Source organism: Pseudomonas sp. A (assembly GCF_056270345.1).
Genome location: NZ_CM149873.1, coordinates 3,860,812 through 3,880,088, shown reverse-complemented (window position 1 = coordinate 3,880,088; position 19,277 = coordinate 3,860,812). Strand labels below are relative to the sequence as shown.

Below are 19,277 nucleotides of genomic sequence, written 5' to 3'. Positions count from 1 at the left end.
GCCGCCCTCAAGAACAACAAAGAGATCCTGACCATGGCATTGACCCGCGAACAAATGGCGCAACGCGTCGCCCGTGAACTGAAGGACGGCTACTACGTCAACCTCGGCATCGGCATCCCCACCCTGGTGGCCAACTACGTGCCCGAGGGCATGGAGGTGATGCTGCAGTCGGAGAACGGCCTGCTGGGCATGGGCGAGTTCCCCACCGAGGCCACCATTGACGCCGACATGATCAACGCCGGCAAGCAGACCGTCACCGCCCGCCGTGGCGCGTCGATCTTCGATTCGGCGCAATCCTTCGCCATGATCCGTGGCGGCCATGTCGACCTCACCGTGCTCGGCGCCTTCGAGGTGGATGTGCAGGGCAACATCGCCTCGTGGATGATCCCCGGCAAGCTGGTCAAGGGCATGGGCGGCGCCATGGACCTGGTGGCCGGTGCCGACAACATCATCGTCACCATGACCCACGCCTCCAAGGATGGCGAATCCAAGCTGCTGCCCAAGTGCAGCCTGCCGCTGACCGGTGCCGGCTGCATCCGCAAGGTGCTCACCGACCTGGCGTACCTTGAGATCGAAAACGGTGCCTTCATCCTGCGCGAGACCGCCCCGGGCGTGAGCGTCGAGGAGATCATCGAGAAGACCGCCGGCAAGCTGATCGTGGCGGACGATGTAAAGGAAATGACGTTCTAATCACCCGCACCGCACCGCCCCCCTGTAGGAGCGGCCTTGTGCCGCGAAAGGGCTGCAGAGCAGCCCCGCGATTTCGGCATCAGCGCTGAGATCGAGGGGCCGCTTCGCGGCCCTTTCGCGGCACAAGGCCGCTCCTACAGGGGTTTTGCAATACCTGTTGAAAAATCCACCAATAAAACCAAAAAAGGAAAACATCGTGGCCGCTGATATCCAAGACAGCCGCTCCGCCCGCTTTGCCCTGCGCTGCTCCAACTGGGCCGAACGCTGGTTCCCCGACTCCTGGGTGTTCGCCGCCCTGGCGGTGATGCTGGTGTCCCTCGGCGCCCTGGCCATGGGCGGCAAGCCCACCGACACCGCCAAGGCCTTCGGTGATGGCTTCTGGAGCCTGATCCCGTTCACCATGCAGATGGCCTTCGTGGTCATCGGCGGCTATGTGGTGGCCAGTTCTCCGCCCGCCGCCCGGTTGATCGACCGCCTGGCGCGGCTGCCGAAGAACGGCCGCTCGGCGGTGTGCTGGGTGGCGCTGATCTCGATGCTTGCCTCGTTGCTCAACTGGGGCCTGTCGCTGGTGTTCGGCGGCCTGCTGGTGCGCGCCCTGGCCCGGCGCAGCGACCTGAAGATGGACTACCGCGCCGCCGGCGCCGCCGCCTACCTGGGACTGGGCGCGGTGTGGGCGCTGGGCCTGTCGTCGTCGGCCGCGCAGCTGCAGGCCAACCCGGCCAGCCTGCCGCCGTCGATCCTGTCGATCACCGGGGTGATTCCGTTCACTGAGACCATCTTCCTCTGGCAGTCCGGGGTGATGCTCGCCGCGCTGGTAGTCGTCTCGCTGGTCGTGGCCTATGCCACCGCCCCGGGGCCGAACAGCGCCCGCAGCGCCCAGGATTGCGGCGTCGACCCGAGCTTCAGCGCGCCACCCTCGCCACAGCGCACCCGCCCCGGCGAGTGGCTGGAATACAGCCCGATCCTGATCCTGCTGCTGGTCGCCCTGGCCGCCGGCTGGCTGTACCAGGAGTTCGCCACCAAGCCTGCGATCACCGCGATCTCCGGGTTGAACACCTACAACCTGCTGTTCATCATGCTCGGCGCCTTGTTGCACTGGCGCCCGCGCAGCTTCCTCGACGCGGTGACCCGCGCCGTGCCGACCACCACCGGGGTGCTGATCCAGTTCCCGCTGTACGGCTCGATCGCCGCCATCCTCACCCAGGTCAAGGGCGCGGATGCCCAGACCCTGGCCCACCATATCTCGGTGTTCTTCACCCAGATCGCCACCCATGACACCTATGCGCTGCTGATGGGCGTGTACTCGGCGGTGCTCGGCTTCTTCATTCCGTCCGGCGGCGGCAAGTGGATCATCGAGGCGCCATACGTGATGCTGGTGGCCAACGACCTGCAGTACCACCTGGGCTGGGCGGTGCAGATCTACAACGCCGCCGAGGCGCTGCCGAACCTGATCAACCCGTTCTACATGCTGCCGCTGCTGGGCGTGCTGGGGCTCAAGGCGCGTGACCTGATCGGCTTCTCGTTCGTGCAGTTGCTGGTGCATGTGCCGCTGGTGCTGGTGCTGCTGTGGGCGCTGGGCACGACTTTGCAGTATGTGCCGCCGGTGATGCCGTAGGGCCCAAGTCGTGGGGCTGCACGGCAGCTCCACGTCGTTCACGGCGACAGGGCGAAAATTTTTCTCTGTAGCGAAACGGCTCTATCTCAATGGTTTCATTCAATACGCGGAGCCGTGTTACAAAAAACTCAATGATGGCAAATTGACGCCAATTTGATGTCAAAATAGTATGCCCGCCACTTTGCACTGTTCACCAGGGATCGGTCATGGCGGGACGTCTAGTTTCAGGGCGCAAAACGGCCCTCTGTGCGCTTGTGAGCCTGCTGTGCTGCCCTGCGGCCTGGGCCGTTTCACCCGGCGACCAGGACCTGATCCGCGACCGCCAGGACCGTCTGCTCGAAGAGCAGCAGCGCCGCCTCGAAGAGCTGCGCAACCTGCCCGGCAAGGCCGCCGAACCCGGTGAAGCGCAACCGACGACCGACAGCCGCTGCTTCACCATCCACACCATCGAGCTCAAGGGCGCCGACAGCCTGTCCGCCGCCGACCGCGACCGCCTGCTCAAACCCTTCATCGACCAGTGCCTGGGCGTCACCCAGCTCAATGCCTTGCTCAAGGCCATCACCGACCATTACCTGGGGCGCGGCCTGGTCACCAGCCGCGCCTACCTGCCGCAGCAGGACCTGTCCTCGGGGCACCTGCAGGTATTGGTGGTGGAAGGGCGCCTGGAAGGGCTGCGCCCGGACCCGGCCAGCGGCCTGAGCGACCGCGAACTGGCCATGGCCTTCCCCGGCGATATCGACCAGCGCCTGAACCTGCGCGAGATCGAGCAGATGGTCGACCAGCTCAACCGCCTGCCGTCGAACAAGGCGCAGATGGAGCTGACCCCGGGCAAGGCCGTCGGCGGCAGCGAAGTGCTGGTGCGCAACACCCAGCAGAAACCCTGGCGCGCCTCGCTGTCGCGCAACAACGAAGGCCAGCGCAGCACCGGCGAGCAGATGCTCAACCTTGGCCTGGAATGGGACAGCCCACTGGGGCTGGCCGACCAGCTGATGCTGCGCGGCGGTCATGACGTGGTCAGCGACCATACCCAGGGCTCGAAGAACGGCGTGCTGTTCTACAACCTGCCGTGGGGCTGGTGGAACTTCACCTACAGCTACAGCGAGAGCGAATACCGCTCCCTGGCCCAGGCCAACGGTTTTGCCTTCAAGCAGACCGGCGACAGCCAGAACCACCAGCTGCGCGCCGAGCGCGTGGTGCACCGCGACGCCACCAGCAAGACCTCGCTCAATGCCGGCATGGCTCACCTGCGCACCAACAACTATATCGAGGACAGCCGCCTGGCCGGCAGCAGCAACCGCCTGAGCGAGGCGCAGTTCGGCATCAACCATGGCCGGCGTCTGGGCAATGCCTTCGTCAACCTCGACCTGGGCACCCAGGAGGGCATCGGTGCCTTCGACGCCCAGGACAACGGCCATCCACGCCCGGGCCAGCCGGTGGCGCGCTACCGCAAGTACAGCGCCACGCTCAGCTACGTGCAGGGTTTCCAGCTCTTCGGCGAGCGCCTGAGCTTCAGCAGCCTGGCCACCGGCCAGCGCAGCGAGGATGTACTGTTCAGCCCGCAGCGCATTAGCCTGGGCGGGCTGTCGTCGGTGCGCGGCCTCAAGGACCAGTCACTGTCCGGCGACAGCGGCGGCTACTGGCGCAACGACCTGCGCTGGACCCGCCCGGTGAACTGGCCGCTGCTGCAACCGCTGGTGGCCGAGTACGGCCTGGGCCTGGGCTACGACCTCGGGGTGATCCGCAACGATCGCTACAACGGCGAGTACCACGGCCGTGCCAGCAGCCATTCGCTGGAGTTGTTCGCCCGCGGCCAGCACATGGCCGCCAGCGTGACCTTCGCCCACAGCCTGGAACGCCCCGACGTGCTGACCGACAAGGAACGCCCGGTGTATTTCCGCCTGGACTTCTTCATCTGACCGCCTGATTCACGAGACCTGACATGGACGTTCGCCTGTTTGCCTTCCTGGCCCGCCAACGCTCGGCCGAAATTCAGCCCCGTGAGCATTTCTGCGGGTTGCCCAAGCGTGGCCTGGCCTTCCTGCTGGCCAACGCGATGTTCTGGCAGCCGCTGTGGGCGCAGGCAGCCGAAGGTGTGGTGGTTAGCGGACCAGGCACCAGCCTCGGCCAGGCGGGCAACGGCGTGCCGATCATCAACATCGCCGCGCCTAACGGCAGCGGGCTGTCGCACAACCAGTTCAGCGACTACAACGTCGGCCAGCAGGGGCTGATCCTCAACAACGCCACCGAGCGCACCCAGGCCACCCAGCTGGGCGGGATCATCGTCGGCAACCCGAACCTGCAAGGGGCGGCGGCCAATGTCATCCTCAACGAAGTCAACGGCGCCAACGCCAGCCAGCTGCGCGGCTATACCGAAGTGGCCGGGCATACGGCCAAGGTCATCGTCGCCAACCCTCACGGCATCACCTGTGATGGCTGTGGCTTCATCAACACGCCGCAAGTGACCCTGAGCACCGGCAAGCCGGTGCTCGACGGCCGTGGCGCGCTCAGTGGCTATCAGGTCGATGGCGGCAGCGTGGCGCTGGAAGGGGCGGGGTTGAATGCCGACAATGTCGAACGCTTCGACATCATCACCCGCTCGGCGCGCCTGAACGCGCAGTTGCGCGCTCGTGAACTGAAAGTCATCACCGGGCGCAACGATGTCGACGCCCAGACCCTGGCCACGACACCGCGCGCTGGCAACGCGGCCGATGCGCCGGCCCTGGCCATCGACTCCAGCGCCCTGGGTGGCATGTACGCCGGCGCCATTCGCCTGGTAGGTACCGAGGCGGGCGTCGGTGTGCGCCTGGCCGGGGACGTGGCGGCCAGTGGCGGCGATATCCGCCTGGACGCCAACGGCCAGCTGAGCCTGGCCCAGGCCAGTGCCAGCGGTGCAGTCAAGCTGCAGGCCGCCGGCGTCGACCTGCAAGGGCCGGTGCATGGCGCCAGCCAGGTCGAGGTGCGCAGCAGTGCCGACTTGACCTCTCGCCAGGCGATCACTGCCGGCAACCGAATCAGCGTCCAGGCCACAGGCACACTGGCCAACCAGGGTGTGATCGAGGCCGGCGTGAATGCCGATGGCAGCCGCAACGCCCAGGGTGACGTGAGCATCGCCAGCGGGCAGTTGCTCAACAGCGGCAAGAGCATCGTCGCCAGCCGCGACCTGGACCTCGCGGTACAAGGGCAGCTGGATAACCGCAGCGGTACTCTCAGTGCCGGGCAGGACAGCCGGATCACCAGCGCCGCCCTGGACAACAGCGCCCAGGGCAGGGTGCTGGCGGGGCGCGACCAGACCGTGCAGGCGACACAGACCCTGGGCAACCAGAACGGCCTGATCAGCGCCGGCCAGGCCCAACGCGTCACCGCGCAGACCCTGGACAACCGCGGCGGCGAGCTGTCGGCGCAGCGCAACACGCTGGGCGCCAACCAGCTGGACAACCAAAGCGGCCGGCTGAGCGCCGGGCAGGCGCTGGACATCACCGTCGCCGGGCGCCTGGACAACCGCGCCGGCGCCCTGGCTGCCGGGCAGGACCTGCAACTGCAGGCCGCCAGCGTCGACAACCGCAATGCCGGGCGCATCGCCAGCGATGGCCAGGCCACGGCGCGCCTCGGCCAGCTCGACCAGCGCGGCGGGGGCCAGTTGCACGGCGCCAAGGTGCTGACCCTGGACATGGCGGACGGCCACCTGGACAACAGCGAGGGCGGCCTGCTCACCACCCCGGGCCAACTGACCCTGCAACGCCTGGGGACCGTCGACAACCGCGGCGGCGAGATCTCCGCCGGCCAGGCCTATGCGCTGGTGGCGCGGCAACTGGACAACAGCGCCGGCAAGCTGCTCGGCGGCAACGACCTGCGGGTGCAGATTGCCGGGCAACTGGCCAACACCGCCGGCCTGATCGCTGGCCACCAGTTGACCCTGAGCGCCGCGACCCTGCTCAGCCAGGACGGCACCGTGCAGGCGCGCGGCGGCCTGCAACTGACAGTCGCCGGCCAGCTGGACAACAGCCGTGGCCGGTTGCTGGCCGAGCAGGCCTTCGTGCTACAGGCCGGCAGCCTGGTCAACCTGGAGGGGCAGATCGCCGGCAACGGCAGCCTGCTGCTGACCAGCACCGGGTTGGACAATCGCCAGGGGCGCATCAGTGCCGCCCAGGGCCTGACCCTGGACCTCTCCCGTGGCCACTGGAACAACGAAGGCGGCACGCTGCAGAGCCCGGGCGCCTTGCTGCTGCGCAACCTGGCCACGGTTGGCAACCGCCGCGGCGAGATCTCCAGCCAGCTTGGCTTCAGCCTGGCTGCCGACAGCCTCGACAACCAGGACGGCAAGCTGCTTTCCGAGCAGGCGCTGACCTTGCGTGTCGTCCAGCTGCTGGACAACACCCGTGGCTTGGTCTCGGCCCAGGGCCTGGACCTGCAGGCGGGCAATCTGCTCAATACCGACGGCAAGCTGAAGGCGCGCGAGGCGTCCCGGCTGCGCCTGGACGGCGCGCTGGACAACCAGCGTGGCGAGATCAGCGCCGCCGACCTGACGTTGAGCGCGGGCAGCGTCGACAACCGTGCCGGGCGCCTGCAGGGTGACCGCCAGCTGACGGTTGCCAGCGTAGGGGCCATGGACAACCGCAGTGGTACCGTGGTGGCCGCCGAGCAGTTGCAACTGGACAGCGGTTCGCTGGCCAACGACCAAGGCCAGATCAGCAGCCAGGGCCAGGCAAAGGTCGGCACCGCGGGCCTGGTCAACGCCGGCGGGCAGATATACGCGGCACAGGGGCTCGAGTTGAGCGCCGGCCAGGTGGACAACACCGACGCCGGGCGTATCCACGCCGGCCAGTCGCTGGTCGCCCGTATCAAAGGCCTGCGCCAGGCCAACGGCGGTCAGCTGTTCAGCGGCGCGGACCTGCTCCTTGACCTGAACCACGGTCTGCTTGACAACCAGGGCGGCCTGATCAATGCGCCGGGCCAGCTCTTGTTGCAGCAATTGGTACGGGTCGATAACCGCGCCGGCGAGATATCCAGCGATCTGACCTACACGTTTGCCGCCGAGGCACTCGACAACCAGGATGGCAAGCTGCTCTCGAAGCAGTCGCTGACCCTGCGCATCGCCCAGGCGCTGGACAACGCCAAGGGGCGCATCTCCGGGCAGGTACTCGACTTCCAGGCGGCGAGCCTGGGTAACCAAGGCGGTGTCATCGAGGCCCGTGAGAGCTTGGCGCTGACGCTCGGCGGCAATCTGGACAATCGCCTGGGCCGTCTGGCCGCCCAGGGCGACATCGCCCTGCAAGCCCGTCAGCTGGACAATCGCGCCGGCGTGGTCAACGGCGGCCAGGCCGTCACCTTCACCGGCCAGCGCCTGGACAACAGCGACAAGGGCCTGCTCACCGGCAAGGGCCCGATACGCCTGACGGCCGACACCTTGGTCAACCGCCAGAAGGGCGTCGTGACCAGTGGCGACACGCTGACCCTCAAGGCCGGCGAGCTGGACAACAGCGAGCATGGCCGCATCGGCGCCCACGGCGCCTCGCTGGTCGACGTCGGGCGTCTCGACCAGCAGGGCGGCGGTAAGCTGACCAGCGACGGCGACCTGACCCTGGACCTTGCCGGCGGCCATCTGGACAGCCAGGGCGGACTGATCCGCAGCGCCGGGCAGTTGCTGCTCAAGCGCTTGAGCAGCGTTGATAACCGGGGCGGCGAAATCTCCAGTAGCCAGGCCTTCGAGCTGGCGGCGACCAGCCTGGACAACGGCGATGGCAGCGTGCGCAGTGACCAGGCACTGGTGGTGCGGGTCGCCGAGGTGCTGCGCAACGTCAATGGCCTGGTCAGCGGTAGTCGGGTCGAAGTCAGTGCGGCCAGCCTGGATAACCATGACGCCACGGTCAGTGGCGAGCATGGCCTGAGCGTAAAAGTGAGCGGCGCGCTGGCCACCGTCGGCGGTGAGCTGTCCAGTGGCGCGGTCACCCGTATCGAGGCCGGCAGCCTGGACAACCGTGACGGCGGCATCATCGGCGACCAGGCGGCCCTGCTCACCGTGCAGGGAGCGCTGGACAACCGCAACGGCACGCTGCTGTCACAGAAGGACCTGCAGGTGACCGCCGCCAGCCTGGACAACCGCGTCGGTGGCAGCCTGGCCAGCGATGGCCGGATCAAGGCGCAGGTCGGCGGCCTGCTCGACAACCAGGGCGGTGAACTGCGCGCCCTGGGCCTGATCGAACTGCTGCTCGGTCGCCTGGACAACCGCAGCGGGGTGATGTCCGGCAAGGACTTGCTGACCCTGCGCAGCGCCAGCGCCGACAACCACAAAGGCGTGTTGCACGCCGATCGCCAACTGCAACTGTTCGTCGATGCCCTGGACAACCGCAACGGTGTACTGCGCAGCAGCGGCACCCTGGTGTTCAAAGGCCGGCACCTGGACAACCGCGAAGGCCTGCTCAGCGCCACCGCGGCAGTGGACCTCGAGGCCGAGGAAGTGGACAACGGCAAGGGGCGAATCGCCAGCCGCGCCAACCTCGATGCCCGCGTCGGCACGCTGCGCCAGCAGGGCGGCGAACTGGTCGCCGAAGGCAGCCTGACGCTGCGCGGTACCGCCCTCGACAACCGCGTCGGAGGCGTGGTGGTTGGCAATGCCGGTGTCGACCTGCAGGTGGGCGACATCGATAACAAAGGCGGCCGGGTGGCCAGCCAGGCGCAGGTGCTGGTGCAGGCCGAGCAACTGGACAACAGCGAAGGCGGCCGGCTGATCGCCGACAACCGCCTGGCCCTGACCGTGGCGCGGCTGGTCAACCAGAACAAGGGCCTGGTCTCCGGTCGCGACGTCGAGCTGCGTGGCGCGCGCCTGGACAACCAAGGTGGCAGCCTGGGCGCCGGGCGCTCGCTGCTGGTTGTCCTGGAGGACCGTGGCCAGCCGCTGCGCGATGCCGTGATCGACAACCACAAAGGCCTGATCGACAGCAGTGGCAGCCTGACCTTCGAGGGCGTCACGCTGCTCAACCAGGGCGGCAAGGTCAGCAGCAAGGGCGACCTGAGCGTGACCAGCGCCACGGCGCTGGACAATCAGGGCGGTACCCTGGAGACCGACGGCCAACTGCAACTGAGCGCCGCCAGCCTGGACAACCGCAACAAGGGCCGTATCACCGCCGAAGGCAACAGCACGGTGCGCACCGGCGCCCTGGAGAACGGCCAGGGTGGCCTGCTCAGCAGCGGCCAGCGCCTGGACCTCGTCGCGACCACGGTGGGCAACCAGGCCGCCGGCAGCATCGCCGGGCGCCAGGTGCTGGCCAGCGTTTCCCGCCTCGACCAACAGGGCGGCGAACTGTTCAGCCTCGAGGATCTGAGCCTCGACCTCAACCATGGCCGGCTGGACAACAGCAATGGCCTGATCCGTGGCCCAGGCCAGTTGCTGCTGCGTAACCTCGGCGAAGTCATCAACCGTGGCGGCCAGATCAACAGCAACCAGGGCTACGAACTGGTTGCCGACAGCCTCGACAACAGCAGCGCCGGCAAGCTGCTTGGCAGCCAGGGCCTGACCCTGCGCATCGCCAGACAGCTGGACAACGTCGCCGGCATGATCAGCGCGCGCCACCTGCTGGTGCGCGCCAATGCCCTGAACAATGCCGAGGGCACGCTCAACAGCCTGAGCGATATCGACCTGAAAGTGCAGGGCCGGCTCGACAACCAGTTGGGCATCGTCTCGGCCGAGGCCCGCTTGCTGCTCGAGGCGGCCAATGTGCTCAACGGCAAGGGCAAGCTGTCGGCCAGGACCGACCTGCGCGCGCAACTGGGTGAGCTGGACAACCAGGCCGGCACAGTTGAGGCCAGCGGCGTGCTGGACCTGACCGCCGATAAAGTCGACAACCGCGCCAAGGGCCTGCTGGCCGCCACCGGCCTGCTCGACGTCAAGGCCGTCAGCCTGGACAACCGCAATGGCGAAATCTCTGGCCAGGGCGTCGTTCATCTCGCAGGCCTGACCCTGGACAATGGCGACGGCGGCCTGGTCAAGGCCAAGGGGGCACTGACGGTCGAGCAGCAGACGCTGCTCAACCGCCTTGGGCTGATTGCCAGCGAAGACCGGCTCACCCTGCGTGGGGCCAGCCTGGACAACGCTCAGGGCGAGGTGCGCGCCGAGAAGGGCATCGGTGCGCAACTGAGCGCCGCGCTGAACAACGACAAGGGCACGATTGCCAGCGAGGGCGCGCTGTCGCTGGCGGCTGCCAGCATCAGCAATGCCGGTGGCGAAGTGTCCAGCGCCGGCGATCTGGTCGTGTCCAGCCAGGGCGCGTTGAGCAACCTGGGCGGCAAGCTGCTGGGCGATGGCAAGATCACCTTGAGCGGCATGCACCTGGACAACGGCCAGGCGGGCCTGGTCAGCGCCAAGGGCGACCTGCGCATCACCAGTGACAGCCTCGACAACAAGGCCGGCGCACGCCTGACCAGCGCCAGCCTGCTGCGAATCGACACCGGCCTGCTGGACAACAGCGGCGGACGCATCACCGCCCGGCAGGCGCTGGTCGCCAACGTCAACGGCCTGCGCCAGCACGGCGGCACCCTGTACTCCGACGCGGGTGTGGAGCTGGACCTGAACCACGGCCAGCTCGACAACCAGGGTGGCCTGATCAACACCCCCGGCCAATTGCTGCTCAAGCGCCTTGCCGAGGTCGACAACCGCGGCGGCGAGATCTCCAGCGCCAAGGCCTTCGCCCTGGCCGCCACGACCCTGGACAACAGCAACGGCAAGCTGCTCGGCCAGCAGGGGCTGACCCTGGTGGTCGAACGCGCCCTGACCAGCGTCAAGGGCCAGATCGCCGCCGCCAGCCTGTCGGTCCAGGCGCAGCGCCTGGACAACAGCGGCGGGGCAGTGACCAGCCGTGGCGACCTGACCCTGGATATTGACGGTCAGTTGATCAACCGCGAGGGCGGGCAGATCAGCGCCAGCCGGCAGTTGAACGTTACCAGCAAAGGCCTGGACAACCAGGGCGGCAAGCTGCTCGCCGCCTCGCACCTGGCGCTGACCAGCGCCGGGACGCTGGACAATGGCGGTAACGGGCTGATCAACAGCCTCGACAGCCTGACCTTGGGCGCGGCCGCCTTGCGCAATGCTGGCGGTGAAATCTCCGCCAAGGGCGCCGCGCAGGTGAGCGCGGACAGCTTGAGCCAACAGGGCGGTCGTCTGCTCGGTGAGCGCAGCCTGGCGCTGCTGCTGGGCATCGCCGGCGGCGACGTGGACAACCGCGCTGGCCTGATCCACACCAAGGGCCAGCTGACCCTGAGCAACCTACGCGACCTCGACAACCGTCAGGGCGAGATCTCCAGTCCGTTGGGCTTCAGCCTCGCCGCGCGCACGCTGGACAACAGCAATGGCCGGCTGATCAGCAGCCAACAGTTGACCCTGGGCGCCACTTCCTTGATCAACCAGGGCGGCCTGGTCTCCGGCTGGCAGGGCCTGGCCGTCAATGCCGCGAGCCTGGACAACCGCAACAACGGCACGTTGTCCAGCCGCGACGGCGACCTGGGTATCACCCTGGCCGGAGCGCTGGACAACAGTGCCGGGGGGGCACTGGTCAGCCTGGGCCAGCTACGCATCAAGGCTGCTGGCCTGGACAACCGGGGCGGTTATCTCGCCAGCACCGGGGCGCAACAGCTCGACCTGCGCGGTGGCAGCCTGGACAACAGCCAGGGCGGGCGCGTGGACGCCGGTGCCGCGTTCAGCCTGCAAGCCAATGCGCTGAACAACCGCGGCGGCACCCTGGTCGGCCTGAACACGTTGACCCTCGACCTTGCCAGCCAGCTCGACAATGCCCAGGGCACGCTGCTGGCCAGCAGCGGCTTGCAGATTCGCGGCGGCGCGGCCATCGCCAACCAGGGCGGCAGCCTGATCAGCCGGACCTACCTCGATCTCAACGGTGCGAGCCTCGACAACAGCGACAAAGGCACCCTGGCCGCCAACCAGGCGCTGGGCCTGAACCTCACTGGCGCACTGCACAACGACCGCGACGGCCTGCTCTACAGCCAGGCCGGCGCCATCACCCTGAAAACCGCCAGCCTGAGCAATCAGGCCGGCATCGTGCAGGCCAAGGGCGCCGTCGACGTCACCAGCGGCGCTGTCGACAACCAGGGCGGCAAGCTGATCGCCCAGGACGGCAACCTGCTGCTCAAGGCGGCCAGCGTCGACAACCGGGGCGGCATCCTCGCCAGCCTGCAGGGGCTGTTCGATGCCCAGGTCGGTGGGCTGCTGCGCAGCGGCCTGGGTGGCACGCTGCAGGCGCGACAGCTCAAGCTGATCGCCTTGGGCGGCCTGGACAACAGCGGCGGCCGCCTGGCCGCGCAAGCCGGCACGCTGCAAATCCATACCGGCAACCTGAACAACCGCGGTGGCGGCCTGTACGCCCTGGGCCAGGTCAACATCGACGCCGCCGACCTGGACAACGGCGCCGGTGGTCAACTGGCCGGCCAGGCGCTGGACTTCACCCTGCGTGGCGCCTTCGACAACGTCGGCGGCATCGTCGAGAGCGATACCCGCATCGGCCTCAGCGCCGTCAGCCTGAACAACCAGGGCGGCCAGTTGCGCAGCCTGGGCAGCGCTGGCACCACCACGCTGCAACTGGCTGGCGTGCTGGACAACCGCAATGGCGTGCTGGAAGTCGCCAGCCAGGACTTCACCCTGCAGGCCGCCAGTTTCCTCAACGGTGGCGGCCGCCTGCTGCATGGCGGGGCAGGGGAGTTGCAGATCGGCATGGCCAACCTGGGCAATGCCGGCGGCGATATCGTCACCCTGGGTGGCCTGACCCTGAACGCCGCCAGCTGGACCAACAGCAGCGCGGTCCAGGCCGGGCGCCTGACCGTCAACGTGGGTGAACTGAACTTGACCGGCAGCGGCCAGTTGCTGGCCAGCACCAGCCTGGTGGGCCGCGGCGGCAACTGGACCAACAACGGCCTGATTGCCAGCAACGGCACGCTCGACCTGGCCCTGAGCGGCCAGTACGCCGGCAGCGGGCAGGCCACCAGCTTGGGCAACCTCAACCTCAGCGCCGCCGGCGTGCAGGTACTGGGCGGCGGGCGCATTGCCGGTGCCGGCGATGTACAGGTCAGCAGTGGCGGCGCCTTCATCAACCAGGGGCGGATCACCTCGGGTCGCGACATGACCCTGAATGCCGGCAGTTTCGGCAACAGCGGCACCGTGGGCAGCGCCGGCAAGCTCGACCTGGTCAGCCAGGTACTGCGCAACGAAGGCAGCGCCGCTGGCCAGAGCCTGATTTCCAGCGGCGGCGACATGCGTCTGCTGACCGGCAGCTTCACCAACCGCTTCGCCACCGTATACAGCCTCGGCGGCCTGATGGTGGCTGCCAATGCCGCGCAGGGGCGGGCCAGCCTGATCGAGAACGTTTCCGCCACGCTGCAGAGTGACGGGGCGATGGGATTGTATGCCGATACCTTCAGCAACAAGCGTGACAACTTCGCGGTCAACGAGCGGCTGATCTCCGGGACCATCAAGTACCAGTGTCTGAACTGCAAGGGTCGATACTACGACCTCTACTATTACGTGAGCGAGGAGATCGAGCGCATTACCACAGGCGATTCGCCTGCGGCATCGATCAGTACCGGCGGCGCGCTGAGCGTGCAGGCCGGGGCATTCGAGAACAAGCACAGTTCGATCAGCGCGGCAACGTCGATCAACATCGCTGCGGATACGTTCAACAACGAGGGCGCCTCGACCGAGAGTCTGATCCGTACACGCCAGTTCCGTAACCCGAACGACAGTGAGCGAAGCGGGGTCTGGAGGGGGTTGGTTGGTACCGGTGGAGCGGTCGCCGAATACGCCAAGTACAACTCCAAGACCAAGTTCGAATACATCTACAAGCGTCGTGGCCGGGAGGATGTCGCTAAAGAGACCCTCGGCATGGGGGAGCAGGATACAGGCCAGGCCAACCCCTACTACCGGCCCAATTCCGGTTACGCCTTGCCTGCGCAGCTGCTGGCCTATGAAGAGGTATCGAAGACTGAAACCCAGATCAACACCGGCGTTGCCGCCGGTGCGGTGATCCAGGCGGGAGGTCTGGTGTCGATTACGGCCACCAAGACCCTGAACAATGGCGTGACTCGCAGCAACACCGGTTATTCCAGCCTGGCACTCAATGGCGTCGACACCCAGGCCGCCAGCCAGGTCAGGAACAATGTCGTCAAGATCAACGCACAGTTGCCGCCTGATCTTGCCCAGCGCCAGGTCAACCCGCTGACCTTGCCCGGCTTCACTCTGCCCACCGGTGGTACCGGCCTGTTCCGCCTGAGCGCCGATGCCGCCAGCCAGGCCGGTGCCAGCACCGCCGCGCCGGCGCCGAGCAACTGGACCCTGGGCGGCGCCAGCATCGACCTGGCCCAGCGCCAGCAACTGTTGCCGGTGGTCCAGGGGCGCACGGTGGACATCGCCGCGATCACCGCCATCCAGGGCACCGAGCGCCAGCTCGCGGCCAACCAGCGCCAGGGCCTTGGCCTGGACAACCGGGCCGATGTGGCCAGTGTCGCGGCGGTGGGCCAGGCCCAGGGCCCGGACAACCTGCCGAGCCGCACCCAGATCGGCGCCGGCACCCCGCTGGAGCAGACCCAGGTCAGCGGCCCCGGCCTGGCCGCGCTGGACATCAGCCGCCCCAGCGGCGGCAGCTCCGCCGTTCCGCTCGAACGCAACACCGCCACCCCGATCGTCCAGCCAGGCACCGCGCCGGCGCCGCAGGACGTGCGCATGGCTGCGGCGCAGACGGTGTCCAGCGCCGCCACGGCGGTCAGTCCGCAGACCATCGCCCGGGTCCAGGGCCTGCCAGCCAACAGCCGCGCGCCGCAGCCGCACAAGTACCTGGTCGAGACTGACCCGGTGCTCACCGATCTCAAGCAGTTCATGAGTTCGGACTACCTGCTCGGCAACCTCGGCTACGACCCGGACCAGAGCTGGAAACGCCTGGGCGATGGGTATTACGAGCAGCAACTGATCCAGCAGGCGGTGACCGCCCGCACCGGCAAGCGTTTCATCGATGGCCAGACCTCCGACGAGGCACTGTATCGCCACCTGATGGACAACGCCGTGGCCAGCCGCGAGCAGTTGGGTCTGTCGCTGGGCGTCACCCTGACCTCCGCCCAGGTGGCGGCGCTCACCAAGGACATCGTCTGGCTCGAAAAGCATGAAGTGAAGGGCGAGCAGGTACTGGTGCCGGTGCTCTACCTGGCCCATGCCAATGATCGACTGGCGCCGACCGGGGCGCTGATCGAAGGCAAGGACATCAACCTGGTCGCCGGCGAAAGCCTGAGGAACAGCGGTACCCTGCGCGCCAGCAACAACCTGTCGGCCAGCGCCGGCAAGGACCTGGTCAATGCCGGTTTGATCCAGGCCGGTGGCCGGGTCGACCTGCTGGCCGGCGGCACCCTGTTCAATGGCGCCGGTGGCATCATCAGTGGGCGCGACGTCGCCCTCAACACCGTGCTTGGCGACCTGATCAACGAGCGCACCCAGACGATGCTGGGTGGCATGTTCGTTACCGAAGGGCGTCTCGACAACGCCGCGCGGATCGAGGCTGGCAATGACCTGTCACTGGGCATCGGCCGTGATTTCCTGAACGTGGGCGGGATGCTCCAGGCTGGCCGCGACGTAGACGTGCGCACCGGTCGCGACCTGCTGATAGGCTCGGCCGAGCAGACCTACAGCTACCAGAACGGCCATAACAATCGCAGCAGCTCGGTGCAGCAGTTCGGCTCGCAGATCAGCGCCGGGCGCGACATCGGCATGAAGGCCGGCAATGACTTCGCTGCCATCGGCAGCGAGCTGGATGCCAAGCGCAACATCGCCATCAGCGCCGTCAACGACATGACCCTGTCCTCGGCGGCCAACGAGGAGCACTTCTACTCCAAGACCAAGAAAGTCACCCGCCAGGAGGACCATGTCCGCCAGGTCGGCACCCGCGTCAACGCCGCAGGCGACATTTCGCTGAGCGCTGGCGAGGACCTCAAGCTGATCTCCAGTCGCGTCAGCGCCGGCGACGAGGCCTACCTCTATGCCGGCGACCAGCTGGAACTGCTGGCCGAGACCGACAGCGACTACTCGCTGTACGACAAGAAGAGCAAGGGCAGCTGGGGCAAGAAGAAGACCCGCCGCGATGAAGTCACCGACGTGCGCCATGTCGGCAGCGAGATCAGCACCGGTGGTGACCTCACCCTGGAAAGTGGCGGCGACCAGCGTTACCAGGTGGCCAAGCTCACCAGCGGCGACGACCTGACCCTGGACAGCGGGGGTGACATCACCTTCGAAGGGGTCAAGGACCTGCACGACGAGAGCCACGAGAAGAGCAAGTCCAACGCTGGCTGGTTCAGCATGAAGGGCAAGGGGCGTAGCGACGAAACCTTGCGTCAGAGCGAACTGGTGGCCCAGGGCGAAGTACTGATCAACGCCGTCGGCAAGATTCGCGCGGATGTACGACAGGTCAACCAGCAGTCGGTGCATGAGTCCATCGACGCGATGGTCAAGGCCGATCCGAAGCTGGCCTGGCTCAAGGACCTGGAAGCGCAAGGCGGCGTCGACTGGCGCCAGGTGCAGGAGATCCATACCAGCTTCAAGTACAACAACTCGGGCCTTGGCCCGGCCGCCCAGCTGGCCATCGCGATTCTGATGGCCGTAGCCCTGGGCCCGGCGGGACTGGGCCTGACAGGTGCGCCGTTGGCTGGCGCCACCAGCCTGGCGACTACCGGCGCGGTCAGCACCATCAACAACAAGGGCAACCTGGGCAAGGCGCTCAAGGAGACGTTCAGCAAGGACAGCCTGAAGAATGCCGCGATTTCCATGGCGGTCGCCGGGCTGGCGCAGAAGTTCATCACCCCGGCGTTGCGCGGCACCGATGCGGCGTTCAGCAAAACCAATGGTTTCAACCTGGGCACCCTGGAAGGTATCGGTGGCTTCAGCCTGCATGCCGGCGCCATCGGCCTGACGTCCGGGCTGGTCAAGACGGCGGTCAATGGCGGCAGCCTCAGCGACAACCTGCTCCAGGGGCTGGTCTCGCAAGCGGCGACCGTCGCGGCTGCAGTGGCCTTCAACAACATCGGGACCTATGCCGACAAGCAGGTCAGCCTGGCGGAGTCGGCCAAGGACAACAGCACCGCGGCGATGTGGAAAGAGGGGGGGATTGGCCGCACCGCGCTGCACGCACTGGCCGGTGGTGCCATCTCTTCGGCGACGGGGGGCGACTTCACCACGGGTGCCGTGGCGGCGGGGGCCAGCCAGGCCATGGCCGGTGTGCTCAAGGAGCGTTTCGCATCCAAGCCTGAGTTGCGAGAGGCATTCGCCCAGCTGATCGGCATGACCTCGGCCGGCTTGGCCGGGGGCGATATCCACAAGGGTTCGTGGGTCGCGCAGATGGCCGACCAGTACAACCGTCAGGCGCACCCGGACGAAATGCGCCTGATCAAGGGCCAGGCCGAGGCGTTGGCCAAGGCGCAGGGCATCAGCCCCGCAGAGGCCGAGCAACGCATGGCCCGGGCATTCGCCTACCTCACCGACAAACAATGGCAGGAGATGTTGACCAAGGAAGGCCTGGTCATCGACACCGTCACCATGAGGTATCTGGCCCAGGCACTGACGCCACTGGCCAAGCGTTACGACGTGCCCGAGGCCACGGGTGACGTACCGGTAATCGAGAACCCGGACAAGCATTACACCACGGAGCAGACGCTCGGCTTGCTCAATGCCTACGCGATCAACCACAGCGTCGCCTTCAATGATGACACGTTGTATGGCGAGTTCATGCTGAAGGGCAAGGGGGCCGACTACTACCAGAAGAACCTGAACTTCGGCAAGGTCGACCTGGGCGCTGACGCCGTCGGTGCGGGCAAAGGCATTGGCGACGCCCTGGGTAGTTTCCTCAAGGACCTTGCCGGGCTGGCCGAGGGGTTGGTCAAACAGCCTGAGCGCACCACGACCGGCATCCTGCATCAACTGATCAGCTCGGCCAGCAATCCCCAGGACGTCGTCAAGTCGTTCCTGCAGGCCAAGCAGGATGCGGAGGTCAAGTCAAGCCTGCTGCGTCTGCAGGGCAAGCCCGAGGAAGCGGCAAGGGTCGAGATGGACTGGCAGATGCAGTTCTACATGAACTTTGTCGCGGTCAATCGGGTGGCCAAACTGGGGCAGGTTGCCAGGATGCTGACCGCCAGCGAGGAGGCAGCGAAGGCGGGCACCTTGGTTGGTGCGGGCGCTACAGCTCGAGAGGTGGCCGGGCTACCTGCCTGGTATCGCGATGCCAGTGGGGTTGGCGCCAATGTGGCCAAGCTGGATGGATACCAGACCGTATTCAACAGCAGGACAGGCAGCTTTGAATACCTTGCTTCGGACGGGAAGCTGTACTTCTATACGGAGTCAGGACTCAAGCCGAAGGTGGGGGGGAACCTTGCTGAGCTGGCGGCGGCGGAAAGGGATATCATTGCATCCAGGCCGGAGGCGGGTACGTCAGGCTTTGGTGGTGCAAAAGGGCCAAGTCAGATCGTTGTGCGCAGCGATAACGATTTCAGCGCAACAGTCAACGGAAGCGGCAAACCCAAAGCGTATATCAATGAAAACGGCGATTTGGTTCCACCCAACATCAATGGGACTGGTAGCGTCCAAACGCACGTGCGTGGTGGTAATCCTGAGAATTCGCCGTATATATCTGTTACTGATCCAAGTGCAACGTCGAAGCCGAAAAATTATGGCACCGATAAAATTGAGATCGACGTAAAGCGCTTGCAGAAGGACATTGATTCCGGTGTACTTCCAGATACCAAGTTTTTGACGAACCAACAGGTGGCAGCAGAATTGCAATCGAAAGTGGATGCGGCTCGTGCAAGGTATACAAACAACCCATCTCGAAATAACAAAGATTCGTTGATTAACGCAGAGAGAGATTTGGGGAACGCTACGCGCGATGGTGAGTGTTTGATCAAGGGTTGTGTGCCGGCCGACTATATTAAAACGGTAAAAAAATAGGTT

General features: G+C 66.4%; 4 protein-coding genes. All 4 read left to right on the top strand.

Annotation, left to right across the window (positions count from 1 at the left end; genetic code table 11):
- Positions 1–33: 33 nt before the first annotated feature.
- Entirely contained in the window at positions 34–690 is a 657-nt protein-coding gene (locus tag AC0MAZ_RS17300; RefSeq protein WP_050705131.1) for a CoA transferase subunit B, read from the top strand.
- A 196-nt stretch (positions 691–886) separates the two neighbouring features.
- The gene (locus AC0MAZ_RS17295) at positions 887–2,305 is read left to right on the top strand and encodes a short-chain fatty acid transporter (protein ID WP_062360297.1); all 1,419 of its coding nucleotides are present in this window, start codon (positions 887–889) and stop codon (positions 2,303–2,305) included.
- Positions 2,306–2,511: 206 nt separating this feature from the next.
- Positions 2,512–4,221, top strand: a complete 1,710-nt coding sequence (locus AC0MAZ_RS17290) for a ShlB/FhaC/HecB family hemolysin secretion/activation protein (RefSeq protein WP_475858696.1) — start codon at positions 2,512–2,514, stop codon at positions 4,219–4,221.
- Positions 4,222–4,244: 23 nt separating this feature from the next.
- Positions 4,245–19,274: a two-partner secretion domain-containing protein gene (locus AC0MAZ_RS17285; RefSeq protein ID WP_475858695.1), complete on the top strand. Its 15,030-nt coding sequence runs from the start codon at positions 4,245–4,247 to the stop codon at positions 19,272–19,274.
- Positions 19,275–19,277: the final 3 nt, after the last annotated feature.